Source organism: Corynebacterium sp. HMSC067D03 (assembly GCF_001811185.1).
GTDB classification, from domain to species: domain Bacteria; phylum Actinomycetota; class Actinomycetes; order Mycobacteriales; family Mycobacteriaceae; genus Corynebacterium; species Corynebacterium coyleae.
Genome location: NZ_KV803834.1, coordinates 18456 through 35692, shown reverse-complemented (window position 1 = coordinate 35692; position 17237 = coordinate 18456). Strand labels below are relative to the sequence as shown.

18 protein-coding genes are annotated in these 17237 nt (G+C 63.1%); 11 read left to right on the top strand and 7 right to left on the bottom strand.

Annotated elements, in window-relative coordinates:
* Positions 1–223: 223 nt before the first annotated feature.
* Both HMPREF2785_RS08140 and HMPREF2785_RS08135 read left to right on the top strand, forming a co-directional pair.
* Positions 224–955, top strand: a complete 732-nt coding sequence (locus HMPREF2785_RS08140; protein WP_070482371.1) for a biotin--[acetyl-CoA-carboxylase] ligase — start codon at positions 224–226, stop codon at positions 953–955.
* Positions 956–977: 22 nt separating this feature from the next.
* Positions 978–1433, top strand: a complete 456-nt coding sequence (locus HMPREF2785_RS08135; RefSeq protein WP_070614838.1) for a hypothetical protein — start codon at positions 978–980, stop codon at positions 1431–1433.
* Positions 1434–1475: 42 nt separating this feature from the next.
* On the opposite strand, the gene budA is transcribed toward HMPREF2785_RS08135, so the two are convergent.
* A complete protein-coding gene (budA, locus tag HMPREF2785_RS08130; protein WP_070614836.1) occupies positions 1476–2204 on the bottom strand; it encodes an acetolactate decarboxylase in 729 nt (242 codons plus the stop codon).
* A gap of 58 nt (positions 2205–2262) precedes the next feature.
* On the opposite strand from budA, the gene HMPREF2785_RS08125 reads away from it, so the two are divergent.
* From HMPREF2785_RS08125 to HMPREF2785_RS08115, 3 genes are read left to right on the top strand one after another with little or no spacing between them, the layout of a single operon-like run.
* A complete protein-coding gene (locus tag HMPREF2785_RS08125) occupies positions 2263–3426 on the top strand; it encodes a 5-(carboxyamino)imidazole ribonucleotide synthase (RefSeq protein WP_083291902.1) in 1164 nt (387 codons plus the stop codon).
* Between the two features lie 4 nt (positions 3427–3430).
* Positions 3431–3934, top strand: a complete 504-nt coding sequence (gene purE / locus HMPREF2785_RS08120) for a 5-(carboxyamino)imidazole ribonucleotide mutase (protein WP_070570497.1) — start codon at positions 3431–3433, stop codon at positions 3932–3934.
* The gene (locus HMPREF2785_RS08115) at positions 3927–4394 is read left to right on the top strand and encodes a YdcF family protein (RefSeq protein WP_083279476.1); all 468 of its coding nucleotides are present in this window, start codon (positions 3927–3929) and stop codon (positions 4392–4394) included. Before purE ends, HMPREF2785_RS08115 begins: the two co-directional genes overlap by 8 nt.
* A gap of 50 nt (positions 4395–4444) precedes the next feature.
* Here the strand turns inward: HMPREF2785_RS08115 and HMPREF2785_RS08110 are convergent, their stop codons facing one another.
* From HMPREF2785_RS08110 to HMPREF2785_RS08100, 3 genes are all read right to left on the bottom strand, one after another.
* A complete protein-coding gene (locus HMPREF2785_RS08110; protein WP_070422844.1) occupies positions 4445–4768 on the bottom strand; it encodes a hypothetical protein in 324 nt (107 codons plus the stop codon).
* 73 nt (positions 4769–4841) lie between these two features.
* Positions 4842–5498, bottom strand: coding sequence for a TIGR03089 family protein (locus HMPREF2785_RS08105; RefSeq protein ID WP_070614834.1), 657 nt, complete (start codon positions 5496–5498; stop codon positions 4842–4844).
* Between the two features lie 18 nt (positions 5499–5516).
* On the bottom strand, positions 5517–7058 hold the full coding sequence (locus tag HMPREF2785_RS08100) for an AbgT family transporter (protein WP_083308938.1): 1542 nt from the start codon (positions 7056–7058) through the stop codon (positions 5517–5519).
* A 226-nt stretch (positions 7059–7284) separates the two neighbouring features.
* Between HMPREF2785_RS08100 and HMPREF2785_RS08095 the strand changes: the two genes are divergently transcribed.
* Positions 7285–8577: a M20 family metallopeptidase gene (locus HMPREF2785_RS08095; RefSeq protein WP_070449590.1), complete on the top strand. Its 1293-nt coding sequence runs from the start codon at positions 7285–7287 to the stop codon at positions 8575–8577.
* A gap of 30 nt (positions 8578–8607) precedes the next feature.
* On the opposite strand, the gene HMPREF2785_RS08090 is transcribed toward HMPREF2785_RS08095, so the two are convergent.
* Positions 8608–10290: an AbgT family transporter gene (locus HMPREF2785_RS08090; protein ID WP_083308936.1), complete on the bottom strand. Its 1683-nt coding sequence runs from the start codon at positions 10288–10290 to the stop codon at positions 8608–8610.
* Between the two features lie 51 nt (positions 10291–10341).
* On the bottom strand, positions 10342–11925 hold the full coding sequence (locus HMPREF2785_RS08085) for an LCP family protein (RefSeq protein ID WP_083308935.1): 1584 nt from the start codon (positions 11923–11925) through the stop codon (positions 10342–10344).
* A 68-nt stretch (positions 11926–11993) separates the two neighbouring features.
* Between HMPREF2785_RS08085 and HMPREF2785_RS08080 the strand changes: the two genes are divergently transcribed.
* The 3 genes from HMPREF2785_RS08080 (at position 11994) to HMPREF2785_RS08070 (ending at position 14678) form a co-directional block, all read left to right on the top strand.
* The gene (locus HMPREF2785_RS08080) at positions 11994–12950 is read left to right on the top strand and encodes a glycosyltransferase family 2 protein (RefSeq protein WP_070614849.1); all 957 of its coding nucleotides are present in this window, start codon (positions 11994–11996) and stop codon (positions 12948–12950) included.
* 82 nt (positions 12951–13032) lie between these two features.
* The gene (locus tag HMPREF2785_RS08075; protein WP_070614847.1) at positions 13033–14094 is read left to right on the top strand and encodes a mannose-1-phosphate guanylyltransferase; all 1062 of its coding nucleotides are present in this window, start codon (positions 13033–13035) and stop codon (positions 14092–14094) included.
* 335 nt (positions 14095–14429) lie between these two features.
* A complete protein-coding gene (locus HMPREF2785_RS08070) occupies positions 14430–14678 on the top strand; it encodes a WhiB family transcriptional regulator (RefSeq protein WP_180952331.1) in 249 nt (82 codons plus the stop codon).
* A 26-nt stretch (positions 14679–14704) separates the two neighbouring features.
* Here HMPREF2785_RS08070 and HMPREF2785_RS08065 read toward each other — a convergent pair whose 3' ends face one another.
* Entirely contained in the window at positions 14705–15193 is a 489-nt protein-coding gene (locus HMPREF2785_RS08065) for a metallopeptidase family protein (RefSeq protein WP_070422848.1), read from the bottom strand.
* Positions 15194–15285: 92 nt separating this feature from the next.
* Between HMPREF2785_RS08065 and HMPREF2785_RS08060 the strand changes: the two genes are divergently transcribed.
* Both HMPREF2785_RS08060 and HMPREF2785_RS08055 read left to right on the top strand, forming a co-directional pair.
* The gene (locus HMPREF2785_RS08060) at positions 15286–15759 is read left to right on the top strand and encodes a DUF3499 domain-containing protein (RefSeq protein WP_083279486.1); all 474 of its coding nucleotides are present in this window, start codon (positions 15286–15288) and stop codon (positions 15757–15759) included.
* Positions 15760–15815: 56 nt separating this feature from the next.
* On the top strand, positions 15816–17186 hold the full coding sequence (locus tag HMPREF2785_RS08055) for a phosphomannomutase/phosphoglucomutase (RefSeq protein ID WP_070614832.1): 1371 nt from the start codon (positions 15816–15818) through the stop codon (positions 17184–17186).
* Positions 17187–17237 lie beyond the last annotated feature (51 nt).

Here is a 17237-nt window from a genome sequence, read left to right as displayed (position 1 = left end):
ATAGTTCCTACTACCCGTTTTTCAGAAGGACTACTACCCGTTTTTCAGAAGGACTACTACCGGATTTTCAGGACTCTTACTACCCGATTTTCAGAAATGGGATGCCTCTCCGGAGAAGCGTGCTACCCGACGTTTTTCGACGACGGGCCGTGGTTCGCGAGGGCCCGCGAGCGCGCCCCCACCTTCCCACCCCAACACCCCGCCGCCTACTACGCTCGTGACCATGAGTGTCAAGGACGTGCAGGCAATTCAGGACAAGGTGGCCGGATACTGGACTGACGTGCGGTGGGTCGAGTCCACCGGGTCGACGAACGCGGACCTGCTCAAGGACGGTTCCGCGCCGGGCACGGTGCTCATCGCAGACGAGCAAACCGCTGGCAAGGGCCGCTTGGGCCGCCATTGGGTATCGCCGAAGGGCTCGCAGTTGGCCATGAGCATGGTCATCGACGTGACCGATACCCCGCCGCCGTTCGGGTTGCTGTCTATCGCGCCGGGGGTGGCGGTGACGGATGTGGTGCCGCAGGCGCAGTTGAAGTGGCCCAATGATGTGCAGATTGGCGGCAAGAAGATCGCTGGCATCCTCTCGGCGTTGGATATGCCGCGGGTGATTGTGGGCATCGGCATTAACGTCGCTATGCGTCCGGAGGATCTGCCTGTGGAGACCGCCACCGCCCTGAACCTGGAGGGCATTGACGTGGATTTCGACGAGTTCACCGCCGACATCCTCGCCGCGATGGGCCGTCGTTTGAAGCAGTGGCAGGAGCGCGACCCGCAGTTGTTGGAGGATTACCGCAAGGTCTGTTCCACGATCGGCCAGCAGGTTCGCTTGGAGTTGCGCGAGGGGGAGGAGACGGTGCGCGGCCTGGTCACGGGCATTAATGATGAGGGCGAGGTGCTTATCGACGACACCCCGTTCTCCGTCGGCGATGTCCACCACCTCCGCCCGACCCAGTAGGCGTGCAGTAACCTAGCCGGTCATGGCTAACAAAGCGGTGTTTCGCGTCGGCGAGGACGAGGTGGTCCTCGCCGATGTGTGTGCGCCGCTTTCTTCGTTGACGTTCCCGTTGCTGGAGTTGGTGGCGCTCACCGGTGTTGCCTGGATGGCGATCGGCTGGATGGATGTGACCCCACATATCGACCCAAGTATGCGCAACATTGTGGTGCTGATCTGGGCGATGCTGGCTCTGTGGCGGTTTGTGTTGCCGTTGGTGTCGTCGCGACGCAGGCGCTTCGTGGTCACTGACAAGCGCGTCCTCGCAAGGGGGCGGCGTGGCGCGGTGGATTCGATCCCGTTGCGCCAGATCCATTCGGTGCGGCGGGAGCGCGGGGGCTTGTGGATCGCGCTGTACGGCTACGCCCAGCCGGTGCGGTTTGACCGGGTGGGCAAGACGCGCGCGGTGGAGAAGGTGCTGCAGTCGCAGCTGCGCGGCTAGGCGGACGCACTGAGCCCGCGCACCCGCGCCGCAGCCCCGCGGCTAGTCCTTCACTTCCGTGGTGTGGAGTTGCTCGTCGAGGTCCTCGGGCGAGAGGTGCCCGCCGAGGAATTCGGCGGTGACGGGCAGGTGCAGTTCCATGTCGGTGCCGGGGCACAGTTCGATGACGGCGTCGTCGACGGTGTAGTCGAGGACGTGGCCGCCGCGCGTGTGGTCGTCGTCAATGAAATGCACGTGGCAGCCGGGCACACCGATGCCTTTGGCGTACATGGGGGTGCGGAATCCGCCGATGACGCCTTCGACGTCGGTGAAGATGTGTTCGGCGTCGTCGGAGACTGCCTCGGACATTGGGGGATAGGGCTTTTCTTGTTTGGTCACGGTGCGCACGCGGACTTCTTTGAAGCGGCCGGTGATTTTGACGGCGGTGAAGAAGTTGTGGCTGGGTTCGGCGTCGTCGATAAATTTGGCGAGTTCGGCGCGGACCATGCCGGCGGGAGCGTCGAAACGCAGGCGGGGTACGAAGTTGGTCACCACGGTAAATGGGGTGTGTTGGTCGAGGTCAGCGACGCGGGCTTTGCCGTCGGAGGTGAGTTGGTGGCATACGCCGTCGAGGATGAGCATCTCGCCGTCGAGGGCGTCGAAGGTGCCGAGGCCGAAGTTGCCTTTGCTCAGGATGTCGCTGATGGTGAGCTCGCCGTCGTAGATGCCGTCGAGAAGTGCGGTCATCAGAGAGTTTTGGAAAATGGTGTGGCGGGCGATGGTTTCAGACATGGCTGCGATGCTAGTCGGTTGGCCGACTACAGTGTGGGGCGTGAGTAACGCGTATGGGATGCCTGTTGTCGCCGTGCTTGGCGACGGCCAATTGGCACGAATGATGCAAACAGAAGCTATCGAGCTCGGCGTGGACACTCGCGTGCTCGCGTCGAGTAAGGACAAGTCGGCGGCGCAAGTCTTCGGTGATGTCCGCATCGGCGACTACACCAACCTTGAGGATCTGCGCGCGATCGTCGAGGGCGCGGACGCGGTCACGTTTGATCACGAGCATGTGCCGAACGAGTACGCGCAATTGCTTATCGACGACGGCGTCGCCGTCGAACCCCGCCCCGAAGCCCTCATCTACGCCCAGGACAAACTCGAGCAGCGCCGCCGCCTCGCGGAGGCGGGCCTGCCGGTGCCGCCGTTCGCAGCGATCACGTCGGCTGCGGACGCGGAGGCGTTCTGGGACGAGACCGACGGTCAGGTGTGTCTGAAGGCGACGCGGGGTGGGTATGACGGGCATGGGGTGTGGTTTCCGTCGTCGAGAAGCGAATGCGCGGAACTCGTGGAGCAGCTTTTGAGCCGCGACCTGCCGCTGATGGCAGAGAAGAAGGTCGCCTTCACGCGTGAGTTGTCCGCCATGGTGGCGCGCAACCGTTCCGGCGATGTGCGTGCGTGGCCGGTGGTGGAATCGCGCCAGGACGACGGCATTTGCCGCGTGGCCATCGCGCCCGCACCGAACATGTCGGACGAGCAGGCCAAGCATTGCGAAGACCTCGCCGTGCGTGTCGCCGAAGGCTTGGGTGTGACCGGCGTGCTGGCGGTGGAACTGTTCGAGTATGAGGGGCCGAACGGCCCGGAGGTGGCCGTCAACGAGTTGGCCATGCGCCCGCACAACACTGGCCACTGGACCCAGGACGGCTGCCTGACCTCCCAGTTTGAGCAGCACATCCGTGCTGTGTTGGACTGGCCGCTCGGTGCCGTGGACACGCTTGCGCCGGCGACCGTCATGGTGAACACACTTGGCGGCGACGAGGATCCGGACACTCCGATGGCCGAGCGCGTCGTCGCGGTGATGCGCAAGTACCCGCAGGCCAAGGTGCACCTCTACGGCAAGGATCACCGTCCGGGCCGCAAGATGGGCCACGTCAACGTGTGCGCCGATACCGTCGAGGAGGCACTCGCGATTGCCGAGGACGCCGCGCACTACATCATCCACGCAACCTGGAAGGACTAAGCAGATGGCACAGCCGCAAGTTGGCATCATCATGGGCTCGGACTCGGACTGGGACACTGTCGCCCCGGCCGCCGAGGTACTCGCCGAGTTTGGCATCCCGTTCGAGGTCGGCGTGGTTTCCGCGCACCGCACCCCGGACAAGATGCTCGCCTACGCCAAGGAGGCACATACCCGTGACCTTCAGGTGATCATCGCCTGCGCTGGCGGTGCCGCGCACCTGCCGGGCATGGTCGCCGCGGCCACCCCGCTGCCGGTCATCGGTATTCCGCGCGCGCTGGACACGCTTGACGGCATGGATTCGCTGCTGTCCATCGTGCAGATGCCCGGTGGCGTCCCGGTGGCCACGGTCTCCATCGGTGGTGCAAAGAACGCCGGCCTGCTCGCCGCCCGCATCCTGGGTGCCGCCGACCCGGCTGTGCAGCGCAAGATGGTGGACTACCAGGCACGCATGGCAGCCGAGGTGGAACGCAAGGACGAGGCGTTGCGTCAGCGCCTGATGGGTGAGTAACCCAATCGTTGTGTTAGGCGCCCGGATTGTGGACGGGCGCCCTTCTCGCATGCTCGAGCACCGCTTGCACAAGGCGCTCGAGGTGTGGCGTGCGAATCCGGCGCCGATCGTGGTGTCCGGCGACGGGGAGGCCGACATCATGGCCGCCTGGCTCACCGCCCACGGTGTGCCTGCTCAGGCGGTGGTGCTCGAGCCGCATGCGCGGTCCACGAACGAAAACCTGGAACGTTCCCGCGCGCTGTTCCCCGACGCGTCGTACCTCACCGTAGTGACCAGCGGTTTCCACGTCCCCCGTACCCGCGTGTGGGCGTGGCACCTGGGCATCCCGGTGCGCATGGTCGCTGCGACGACGCCTGAAACCTCGCGGAAGAAAAACTACGCGCGCGAAGTGTTCGCCGTGCCGCACTCCATCACGCGCGTTGCTTGGCGACGACTCGCCCGCCGCCTCTTCGGCCGCTGAGCCATGCAACACGTGCCGGGCGGCGTCGGCCAGCACGGCGGCGCCCGGGACTAGCGGGGGAGGCCCGGCAGGTTGATGCCGAAGTGTGGGCCAGCAAAGTACAGGCCTGCTGCGCCGAGGGTGGCGATGATCGCAGCCGCACCGACCAGCAGCGCGACGAAGCGCCCTGCGTTATCGACTTCATCCTGGGTGTACTCGGAGCTACCCGGGCCGGTGGCCATCTTCTTGTCTTTCGGGGTGCTGTTTGTGTTCTCGGTTTCCGTCTGAGCCGTGGTCTCAGCCTGGGCCGGGGCGACAGTTGCGGTGGCGAGGCTGACGGTCAGTGCGGGGGCGAGAGCCAGCGCACCAGCGCGGCGGATCAGCGTGCGGGACATGCCGGATTCCCTTCATCAATGCGGGTAGTGTCCGGCACAGCTTAGCCCAGGAGTGCAGGGGTAACAGTCATGACTACTGGATACGGCGCGTGACGTTCTCAGCGGCGGAGATCTCCTGGAGCCGTTTATCGGATACCGAACCCGTGACGACGACCACGGACCCGCCGGCGGCCAGCGGTGCCATCACCGACATCGTGAAGTCATCGGTGCCACGCCAATCTTGGGCGAGGTAGCGTTCGGCCTTAACGCCTGGCTGGGCGAAGGTGGACAGGTCTGGGCTGTTGCCGAAGTAGTCGTCGCCGTAGAAGCGCACGGTGGGGCCGAAGTCCACGGTGCCGGGCGGGATGGTGCCACCGGCTTCCTCGACGCCGCGGCCGAACGGGTCGTCGGAGACAAGGACGCACTCGGTGGCGTCGGTCCAGTTTTCGGCGCGTTCCGGGGTGGTGAAGACGATATCGGGGGCGGTGGGGTGGTCGTCGATGAGCGGAGTGCGCGAAGAGTTGAACGTGCCAACCGCAATCACCGCAGCCTGCCAGGAGATGGGCAGGTCGATGACGATGCTCGCGTCGAGGGGGAGGTCGAATTCCTCGTCGAGCATGTTGGCTACTTTGCTGGCCCAGTTGTCCAGCGTTTGGGCGGAGAAATCCATGCGTAATCCCCGCGCATCGTCGTAAATGGTGAAGCGCGGGGATGCGGGATCTGCGGCGAGAAGTGGGGCAAGCATGCTCATGCTCGCCCAGTGTAGGCACTACAGGAAGATGGCAGCGCCGGGGCCGAGCGGCAGGTCGAAGATGTACCAGATGAACAGCAGGGTAGCCCAGGACACCCAGAACGGAACCACGAACACGATCAGGCGCGACATCAGCGTGCCCAGGCCAGCATTGGGCTCGTATCGACGAAGCAACGTCAGGATCACGATGATGTACGGGTTCAGCGGGGTGATGATCTGGGTGGCGGAATCGCCGACACGGAACGCGGCCTGCGTGAAGGCTGGCTCGAAGCCGATCAGGGCGAACATTGGGACGAACACGGCCGCCATCAGGGTCCACATCGCGGAGCCGGAAATAACCAACAGGTTCAGGCACGACGCCAGGATGATGAACGCGAGGATGGCCGCGAAGCCGGTGATGCCAGCCGCCTCGAGCATCTCTGCGCCCTTGACGGCGGAGAAGGTGCCGATGCCGGACCAACTAAACAGGGAAATGAACTGGCCGAGGATGAACGCGAGAACCAGGAAGCCGAGCATGTCGCCCATCGCCTTGGTCATCATGTCCACGATGTCCTTGATGTTCTTCACTGTGCCGGCGACCTTGCCGTAGACGATGCCGAGGACCATGAAGTAGGTGAAGACGATGAACACGATCGACTGCAGCAGCGGGGACTTCGGCAGGAAGCCACCTTCTTCGTTGCGCCACGGGGAATCCGGGATGAGTACTGCGAACAGGATGATTGCCGTGACGATAAGCGTGGCGACGCCCGCCCACATCAGGCCGCGGCGTTCCGGCTTGGTCAGTTCGACGGAGATCTCGTTGCCGTCGGTGTCGCGGTTCATGCCGTCGTCGCCCTCGACCATCTCCTGGGGGACGTCGAGTTTGTGCATGCGGGGCTCGAGGATCCTGTCGATGATGAAGCCACACACCAGGCCCAGGATGATAGAGGCGGCGATGTTGAAGTAGTAGTTGGACACCGGGTTGACCTCGGTGGCGTCCATGCTCGGCAGGGTTTCCATCACGGCGTTGGTGATGCCGGCGAACAGGGCGTCCAGCGACGTCGGCACCAGTGCGGTGGAGTAGCCAGCGCCGACGGCGGCGAAGCCACCGAGCAGGCCTGCGACCGGGTGGCGGCCAGCGGCCTTGAACACCATCGCGGCCAGCGGCGGGATGACCACGAACGCGGCGTCCGCCATGATCGAGCCGGTCACGCCAATGATGCCAACCGCGTACGGCAGAACCGAGCGGTTAGCGGAGCCGAAGAGCTTGCGGATGAGCGCGGAGAGCATGCCGGAGCGCTCGGAAACGCCCACGGCGAGCATGATCGGCAGGACCGTGACCAGTGGCGGGAAGCCGAGGTAGTTCTGGCCGAGGGTGGGGGTGAACCAGGCCAGGCCCTCACCAGTGAAGAAGCCCTTGATCTTCACACTTTCGTCCTCGCCGGGCACGGCGACCTCGGCACCGAAGTACGCCATCACGGTGGAGATCACCGCGGTAATGAGGAACAGGATGAGGAAGAGCGTGAATGGCTCCGGAAGTTTGTTGCCTACCGACTCGATGGTGCCGAGGAGGCGATCCATTGCGGTCTTCTTTGGCGGCGGACTGGTGTCGGCAGAGCGCTCGAGCTCGGCGCTCTCTGTGGCTTTTCGCGTACTCATGCGTATATGTTGTACCAGTCACATTAATTCTGCGCTAGGGTTTTGTAGAAACGTAATCCGATCGACGGAGAGTGAGCGGACCGTGAGCGAAACGCATCCCAACCGCCCGACCAGCCCAACCCCACCGAACCCTGCCTTCCTGCAACGCATGGACGCAGTGGTGCGAGATGAGATCGCCGCTGCGTCGCCGCAGTTCCCGATTGAGCCGGGCTATCCGGAGCGTGACGCGGTGTGGGGGAAGGTCGAGCGCAACGTCGAAGCCGTCCGGGCCGACCTGGAACACATCATGCGTGACCTGCACGCGAACCCGGAGGAGGCGTTTCAGGAATTCCATGCGCAGGCTGTGATTGCGAAGGTGCTTGAGGGGCAGGGGTTCGTCGTCAAGCAAGGGGCCCATGGTGTGGAAACGGCGCTGCGCGCGGAGTGGCAAAGCGACGATTTTGACCCGAGCACACATCCGACGGTGGCGGTGATGTCTGAATACGACGCGCTGCCGGGTATCGGGCATGCGTGTGGCCACAACGTGATCGCTGCATCCGGGGTGGGTGGTTTCCTCGGCGCGGTCGGTTCGGGTTCGGGCCGCATCGTGTTTCTTGGCACCCCGGCGGAGGAGGGCCACACCGGCAAGGAGTACATGATCCGCGGCGGCATGCTCGACGGCGTGGATTGTGCGGTGATGATCCACCCGTTCTGCTACGACCTGGTGTCGCACGCGTGGACGGGGCGCCGCTCGCTTACCGCAACGTTTACCGGCGTTGCCGCGCACGCGTCGATGCAGCCGTACATGGGGCGCAATGCGCTAGATGCTGCGACGCTTGCGTACCAAGCCATGGGGTTGTTGCGCCAGCAGATGCCGCCGTCGGATCGCCTACACGCGATCATTTCGGACGGTGGTGCGAGGGCATCGATCATTCCGGAGACGGCCACGCTGAGCCTCTACGTGCGTTCGCTGTACACCGAAACACTGATGGATTTGAGCAAGCGTATCGACGACATCCTCACCGGTGCCGCCCTCATGACCGGCACCGGCGTGGATGTGCAGTGGGATAACCACCCCATGTCGCTTCCTGTCCGCAACAACGAAACCTTGGCGGCGCGCTGGGGAGCGACCCAGCAGGCGCGGGGTAGGGAAGTGTTGCCGGGTGGGATCTTGCCGGACTCGCAGGCGGCGTCGACAGATTTTGGCAACGTCTCGCAGCTCGTGCCCGGCATTCACCCGTTGGTCAAGATCGCGCCGGAGGGCACTGCGCTGCACACCACTAAGTTCGCCGATGCGGCGATCACCCCGGCCGCAATGGACGGTGTGATCGACTCCGCGGTGGGGCTCGGCCAAGTCATCGCTGACGTACTCAATGACCCGGTGCTGTTGCAGCGCGCTCGCGAGGAGTTCGAAGCGGCGGGCGGGGCGATCTCCGTGGAGGCGCTGCTAGATGAGGCCTAGATGACGCGTAACTGACGCCTGAATGGCGCGCTACAGGAAGATGGCAGCACCCGGGCCGAGCGGCAGGTCGAAGGTGTACCAAATGAACAGCATGGCCATCCAGAAGATCCAGAACGGAACCGTGAACATGATCAGGCGCGACATGAGCGTGCCCACGCCAGCCTTCGGTTCGTAGCGGCGCAGCTGCGTCAGGATCACGATGATGTACGGGTTCAGCGGGGTGATGATCTGGGTGGCGGAATCGCCGACACGGAACGCTGCCTGGATGAAGGCCGGATCGAAACCGATCAGGGCGAACATGGGCACGAACACGGCCGCCATCAGGGTCCATAGTGCGGAGCCGGAGATGATCAGCAGGTTCAGGCACGACGCCAGGACGACGAACGCGAAGATGGCGGCGAAACCGGTGATGCCTGCGGACTCGAGCGCGTTGGCTCCCTTGACGGCGGTGAAGGTGCCGATGCCAGACCAGTTAAACAGGGCGATGAACTGGCCCAGGATGAACGCGAGGATGAGGAAGTTCACCATGTCCTTCATGGCGCCAGCCATCATGTCTGCGACGTCGGGTACGCGTTTGATCGTGCCCGCAACCATGCCGAAGACTAGGCCCATGACTACGAAGTAGAGCACCACGATGAACACTGTGGACTGCATCAAGGGCGAGTCCGGCAGGAAGTTGCCTTCCTCGTTGCGCCACGGAGAGTTCGGGATGAGGACGACGATCGTGCACACCACGGTCAGCAGCAGGGTGGCCCACAGAGTGGCGCGCAGGCCGCGGGATTCGGCGTCGGTGAGCTCCGCGGAGATTTCCTTGCCGTCGCGGTCGCGGGTCATGCCGTCATCGCCAGCAACCATCTTGTTCGGTACACCGAGCTTGTTTAAGCGGGGCTCGAGGACCTTATCGATGATGAATCCGGCCAGAAGTCCCAGCACGATCGCGGAGACAAGGTTGAACCAGTAGTTAGAGACCACGGTGACCTCAGGGGCGTCGAGGCTTGGTAGCGCCTCCATCACGGAATTCGTGATGCCAGCGAACAGCGCATCGAGTGAGCCCGGCAACAGCGACGTGGCGTACCCCGCGCCCACGGACGCGAAGCCACCGAGCAGACCCGCCACCGGGTGACGGCCAGCAGCCTGGAACACCATGGCAGCAAGTGGCGGGATGACGATGAACGCCGGGTCGGCGATCAGTGAACCGGACACACCAATCAGGCCCACCGCATACGGCAGCACCGAGGTATTCGCGGAAGAGAACAGCCGGCGGATCAGCGCCGACAACATGCCCGAGCGCTCCGCGATACCGACCGCCAAAATGATCGGCAGCACGTACACCAACGGCGGGAAGCCAACGTAGTTCTTGCCCAAGTTCACGGTGAACCAGGCAAGGCCTTCCCTGGTGAAGAAGCCCTTGATGGGGCGGATCTCGTCGTCGCCAGGCACCTGCACTTGCAACCCAGCCCAGGCCATCACTGTGGAAATGACCGCGGTGATCAGGAAGAGCAACAGGAAGAGCGTGAACGGTTCCGGAAGTTTGTTACCTACCCGCTCAATAAAAGAGAGGAGCCGGTCTACGGCTCCTCTTGGTGTCTGATCTCGTTCGGTCCCATCGTCCGGTCCCGGGTCGGGAACCGTGCCTGATGTGGCCTCCTGAGGTGCTACCGAAGTGGAGCCCTGGGCGGCGTGGTGGACTGAATGATTCTTTGCAATGTTCATGCAAAGAGGTTTTACCTGTCGCCGATTCGAATTTCAGGCGATTGGGGGATATTAATTCACGCAGCGCGGGCTGTCCTCGCCAGCTGAGAGCTCAGGGGCAGGCTCGTTGGCACCGAAATCTTCACCTGGCGTGCCCACAGGAGCGACCTGTTCCGCCTCATCAGCATCCATCGCGCCGGGCCCGTTGTAGTCGTCCGCGATGACGGCAATGACCGTGTTCGGCTCCACGCTGGCGTTGGCCACGACGGGCACTCCGCCGAGCAGCTGGGCCAGCTCCTGGGCGGCCGGGTTGTTCTCGTCTGCGGCAAGCACTTGGGTAGCTGTGTAGAGGCCTTCCATGGCGTTGGACACGCTGGTCACGGTCAGACCATCGCCATTGAGTACCTCTGCGACGCGTCCAGCCTGTCCGGGGACGCTGCCGGCGTTGAGCACGACTGCTTCGTAGCCGTTGAACGCCTCGCGTGGGGCGCTGGTGGCGGAGTCCGAACCGTCAGAACCCTCAGTGCCGTCCGTGTTGTCCTCCTCAGGCTTAATCGCTTCTGCCATGAACTTCTGCACCTGCGGTAGATCCACGGTGACGATGGACTCGCCATAGTCACCGACACCATTGACGGAGGTCACAGGGATGGTGGTGAAGGTGACGTTGCCACCAGCCAGGCCGGAAAGTTGCTGGGCCAAGCCCACAATGTCCCAACCCTTATCCAGTGTCACGGAGCGTTCCGCTGCGTTAGACAGTTCGCGCAGTTTCGCCGGGTTGGTCAGGGTGCCTGCGGAAAGCATCGACTGTACGAGCGAAGCCATGTAGGCCTGCTGGCGCACGATGCGGTCTAGGTCGCCGCGCGGCAGGTCGTGGCGTTGGCGCACAAACGACAGGGCTTGCGCACCGTCGAGGGTCTGCTCGCCGGCGGGGAACTTCGCGCCGGAGAGTGGCTCGTCCACGGGATTATTCAGGCACACTTTGACGCCGCCGACAGCGTCGGTGAGCAGCACGAAGCCAAGGAGACCGACCTGGGCGAAGTGGTCGACTTCGACACCGGTGAGGTCCGCGACGGCGTCGATCAGTCCCTCTTGTCCTGCGCGAGCAACCTGCTGTTCGAGCGCCGGGCCTTCGCTCATGCCGGATTCGATCAGTTCTTCGCGTTTTGCGGCAGCGTGTGCGCCGTAGACGCCATTGATTTTCAGGTTGCCGTAGTCGTCCGTATGCACATAGGTATCGCGTGGGATGGACACTGCGGTCGCGCGTGAGCCGTCCTCCGGGATGCGGATAACCATGATGGTGTCGGTGTTGATCTCACCGTCCGCGATACCGGCGTTCAGACGGGAAAGTTCCTGCTCACTTAAGGGGTTGCCCTGCGCGTCCGTGCGCGAATCGGAGCCCACCAGCAGGATGTCCATTGCGCCGTCCAGGGCGTTGCCGTCTTTGCCTTTGCTTTGCGACGACACCTTTAAGTCCGACGCGCTCAACTGCCCGCCAAGCCGCCCAACGGCGAAATACCCGACGCCCGACAGGGCGATCGCGGCGGCGGAGACAATGGCAAGGGTGGTTCGCAGTGCGGGGTGGCCAGATTGCGAAACATCCCGCACCCGGGACGGGGCAGGTTTGATATCGCGGGCTTGCCGCCTGGGCTCAGTCACGCCGGGAATTATACGACATTCCCCGGCTCGCCCTGTGCCGTGCGCCGGAATTGGGGGTCATGGTGGGTATGCTGTCCAACATTGTGAAAGACACAGAGCATCATCCTGACGCTCATCAGGCGCCACTCGCGGTGATCACCGTGACGTATTCGCCTGGGGAGCACTTGGCGCAGCTCATCGCCTCCTTGGAGAAGGCGACGACGCGCCCCGTTGTGCTGCTTTGCGCCGACAACGGCTCCAAGGACGGCGTGCCGCAGCAGGCCGGACGCGAGCACGAGCACGTGGAGTTTTTCCCCACTGGTGGAAACATCGGTTATGGAGCCGCGATTAATGCGGCTGCTCGGCAGTTGGGGGATCGTCGAAAAGCAGGTGCGGTGCGCGGCGACTACTTCCTTATTGTGAACCCCGACGTGGAGTTCACCCCGGGGAGCATCGACGAGTTGATCCACTGCGCCGACGACGCGCCGAAGGCTGGAGCTGCCGGGCCCAGGATTGAAGAGGCCGACGGCTCCGCATACCCCAGCGCGCGCGAGGTGCCCAGCCTGGCCATGGGGATCGGGCACGCGCTGCTGTACGACTACTGGCCGTCCAACCCGTTTTCCCGCGCGTACCAAGCCGGGGCGAATATGGAGGTGCAACGCACAGCAGGCTGGCTGTCCGGCGCGTGCCTCCTTGTGCGGTGGGATGCGTTTGACCAGATCGGCGGGTTCGACGAGCGCTACTTCATGTACCTGGAAGACATCGACTTCGGTGACCGTCTTACCCGTGCAGGCTGGGACAATTTGTACTGCCCGAGTTCCGTGATCTTGCACGATCAGGGCCATGTTGCGGACCGACACAGGGGAGTTACGGTGCCTGCGCACCACGCCTCGGCGTATCGGTTCCAGCGCGACCGCCATCCGCATGCGTGGCAAGCTCCCATCCGCTGGGCGTTGTGGCTCGGCCTCCGAGTGAGGGGTGCGCTGCAGTTGGGTAGGGCGAAACCTGCACGCAGGGCTGGCACCGGCCGTGGGGAAGTGAACTGACAACAAGATGAAGGATCTAGCAATGGCTCAGACAGCCTCCACCGAAATCACCGAGTCTGCTGAAATTGCAGAAATCACAGAAATGGATGCGGTGATTCTCGTCGGCGGGCGTGGCACACGCCTTCGTCCGCTGACTGTCTCTACACCCAAGCCGATGTTGCCGACGGCAGGTTTCCCGTTCTTGGCACATCTGCTTGCCCGCATCCGTGAGGCTGGCATGCGTCACGTGGTGCTGGGGACGTCCTATAAGGCAGAGGTGTTTGAGGAGTACTTCGGCGACGGCTCCGAGTTCGGTCTAGAGATCGAATACGTCGTGGAGGAAGAAGCGCTTGGCACCGGAGGTGGCATCCGCAACGTCTACGAGAAGCTCCGCTACGACAACGTGATGGTCTTCAACGGTGATGTGCTTTCTGGCGCGGACCTGTCGGCGATTGCGCACACGCACGTGGATAAGGACGCGGATGTCACGCTGCACCTGGTGCGGGTGCCGGATCCGCGCGCGTTCGGCTCGGTGCCGACGGATGAGGACGGCAACGTGCTGGCCTTTTTGGAAAAGACCGAGGATCCGCCGACCGACCAGATCAACGCCGGTTGCTACGTGTTTAAGCGTTCGGTGATCGAGCAGATCCCGGCAGGACGTGTGGTTTCCGTAGAGCGCGAAACCTTCCCGGGCCTGCTTGAGCAGGGTGCGAAGGTCGTCGGCCATGTGGATTCGTCGTACTGGCGCGACATGGGCCGCCCGGACGATTTCGTCCAGGGCTCCTCGGATGTGGTGCGCGGCATTGCGTACTCGCCGCTGTTGAAGAGGCGTACGGGCGAATCTGTGGTGGATCCGTCTGCCGGTGTTGCGCACGGCGTGATTCTGATGGGCGGCACAACGGTTGGCCGTGGCTGTGAGATTGGGGCGGGCTCGCGTATCGACGACTCCGTGATCTTCGACGGCGTCACCATCGAGCCTGGCGCAATGGTGCGCAATTCCATCATTGCTGCCGGAGCCACGATTGGAGCGAATGCGCGCTTGGTTGATTGTGTGATCGGTGAAGGCGCCCAGATTGGTGCGCGCTGCGAGCTGCAGGGTGGCATGCGTGTGTGGCCGGGTGTTGTGATCCCAGATTCGGGAGTGCGTTTCTCCCCAGACGCGTAACCGACACGCCAACACGGCCAAATAGTCGCGCTTTTTAGTCCCGACACTACATGTAGTACCCCCGAAGTCCACCCCCATTGCAGCTATACTGTGACAGTTGTGGCTGGTGTGAAAGTTGACGTGGGGAATGTCTGAAAAAGGCGCGCTCGGTCCACATTTTGGTTGCGACTATTTAGTGCCTCGGTGTGTAATCACAGAAGTGTTATTTCCGCATCCGCAACCAGCGGGTGCATCACTCTTCGAACGACCACCGAAAAGATCAACTAAGCAACAGGGAAGGTAATGGCGTGGAAAATCAAGCGGACGCCATCCTCCGCGGCGCTGCTGCGGGAGGGATGACCCTCGACGAGTTGTTTGGCACTGTCGAGCAGGAGTGGCAGGACCAGGCGCTGTGTGCGCAGACTGACCCCGAGGCCTTCTTTCCTGAAAAAGGCGGCTCAACTCGTGAGGCCAAACGAATCTGCAAGGCATGCGCAGTGCGCGATGAGTGCCTCGAGTACGCACTCGAGCACGATGAGCGCTTCGGTATTTGGGGTGGGCTGTCCGATCGTGAGCGTCGCCGTCTGAAGAAGCAGATCGGCTAACAACTCCCAAGATCTACAGTGTGGATCTACCAGGGAAAATCGGGATTCACAGTGCGTGGATCCAAATTTAAATAGTTTGCTACCAGCGCGGTGAGCACCCACGTGAGCAACTCTGCACGCTCCTGGGTGGTCACCGCGCGGTGTTCTATCGGCATGCGAAACACGACAAAGCGCGCACGGGTGGGGTTGCCGTGCTGATCCACGCCTGCCTGGAGCACCCGCCCGAGAGGGACCGGGCCGTCGGCGATGATCTCGTCCGGCAAGATCGTCATATCTGCGTGCAGGCGCATGCGTGGGATCGTGTCCACCGCCAGATCCACGCTTGCCAGCTGCTCAAAGTACGCGTTGTGGAGCGGGGCGTAGGCCTCCATGACAAGTGCGTCGAATGCGTCGTTGCGCGAGCGATAGCGGGGCACCCCAACGGGCAGGAGCGGGCCACGGGCACCTCGCCCGTGGCGGTCGCGTGCGGCGCGGACGTGCGAGGGACCGACGCCGGGCCTGGAAGGGGTCTGCATGACGGCAATCCTAAGGTGGAAACAGGCCGGTGTGGAGGGGGCGCGCCGCGCCGCAGTACAAAAACCTCAAGAAGGGGTTTAGACTGTCCGCCGTGAATGTCTTCCGTCGTTGTTGTCGCCCGGGTTGCGGCAGGCCCGCTGTGGCCACGCTGATTTACGCGTACGCGGACTCGACGGCAGTGATCGGTCCGCTCGCCCCGGTAGCAGATCCGCATGCGTGGGACTTGTGTGAGCGCCATTCCGCCCACATCACCGCGCCCGTTGGTTGGGAAATGGTCCGTGTAGAGCACGTCGAGTTAGAAGGCGATGAGGATGACGATCCGGAAGCCTCCGACATCACCGCCTTGGCTGAGGCCGTGCGTGAGGCGGGTCGACTGACCACTGGTTTGGTCGATTCTTCGCAGGACCCAATCGAGTACGAGGCCTCGCACGACTTCAACGACCCGGATACCTCGAATCACCCGGTGCATCGCACGAAGCGGGTGGAAGAGCAGATTGCTGCGCATAAGGCGGCGCGCCGTTCGCATTTGCGCATCGTGCCGGATCCTTCGGCTGAGCAGGAATAGCGAAACCACAGCAGCCGGGGAGGGGTCGTGTCGCGGGGCGCACTAAGATGGCCTGCATGGCTATCCAGCACACACGTGAGACTCTGAGCAGCGTTATTAAGGCCTACGACGTTCGAGGCGTTGTCGGCGAGCACATCGACGAGGACTTTGTCCGCACCGCCGGCGCTGCGTTTGCCCACATTCTGCGCGAGGAGGGTGAGACCCGTATCGCGGTCGGCCACGACATGCGTCCGTCGTCGCCGGCGCTGGCCGCGGCGTTCGCCGAGGGAGCTGCCTCCCAGGGGCTTAATGTCACCGACTTGGGGCTGACGTCGACTGACGAGCTCTACTTCGTTGCCGGCTCCCAGCGTTGCGCTGGTGCGATGTTTACCGCCTCGCACAATCCGGCTCAGTACAACGGCATCAAACTCTGCCGCGCGGGCGCGACCCCGGTGTCTACAGATACCGGTTTGTCGGAAATCGGCCGCATGATTCTTGAGGGCGTGCCGGAGTTTGAGGGGGAACGTGGTGTCGTCGAGAAGCAAAATGCGCTCGAGGCATACGCGAAGTATGTGCGTGATCTGGTGCCGGTGCCTACGCGGCGCAAGTTGGTCGTGGCAGTGGATGCCGCAAACGGCATGGCTGGGCTGACGGTTCCGGCGGCGTTGGGGGATATGGATATTCGCTCGCTGTACTTCGAGTTAGACGGTACTTTCCCGAACCATGAGGCGAACCCGCTCGACCCGAAGAATTTGGTTGACCTGCAGAAGTTCACTGTTGAGCAGGGCGCGGACATCGGGTTGGCGTTTGACGGGGATGCGGATCGTTGCTTTGTTGTTGACGAGCGGGGCGAGGCCGTTTCCCCTTCCGCCATCACTGCGCTGATTGCCACGCGCACCCTTGCGGAGAACCCCGGTGCGACGATCATCCACAACCTGATTACCTCGCGTGCAGTGCCGGAGATGATCGACGAATGTGGTGGCACCGCCGTACGCACCCGTGTGGGCCACTCTTACATTAAGGCCAAGATGGCCGAGCACAACGCGCTATTCGGCGGTGAGCACTCCGCCCACTACTACTTTGCTGAGTTCTTCAACGCGGACTCTGGCTTGGTCGCTGCGCTCCACGTTTTGGCGGCGCTGGCAGAGCAGGACAAGCCGCTGAGTGAACTGATGGCGCAGTACGAGCGCTACGTCGCATCTGGTGAGATCAACTCGGAAGTTGCCGACCAGGAAGCGGCGACGAAGCGTGTGGTGGATGCGTTCGCGGATCGTGCGGAATCGGTAGACACCCTCGACGGTGTGACTGTGCAGTTGAAGGACTCCAAGGCGTGGTTCAACGTGCGTGCATCCAACACGGAGCCGCTGCTGCGTCTTAACGCGGAAGCGCCGACCCAGGAAGAGGTCGACGCGCTGGTCAACGAGATTCTTGGCCTGATTCGTTCCTAGGCACCGAATTCTTGTAACTCGAACGGGGAGCGTGGGACTGCTATTTTGGAC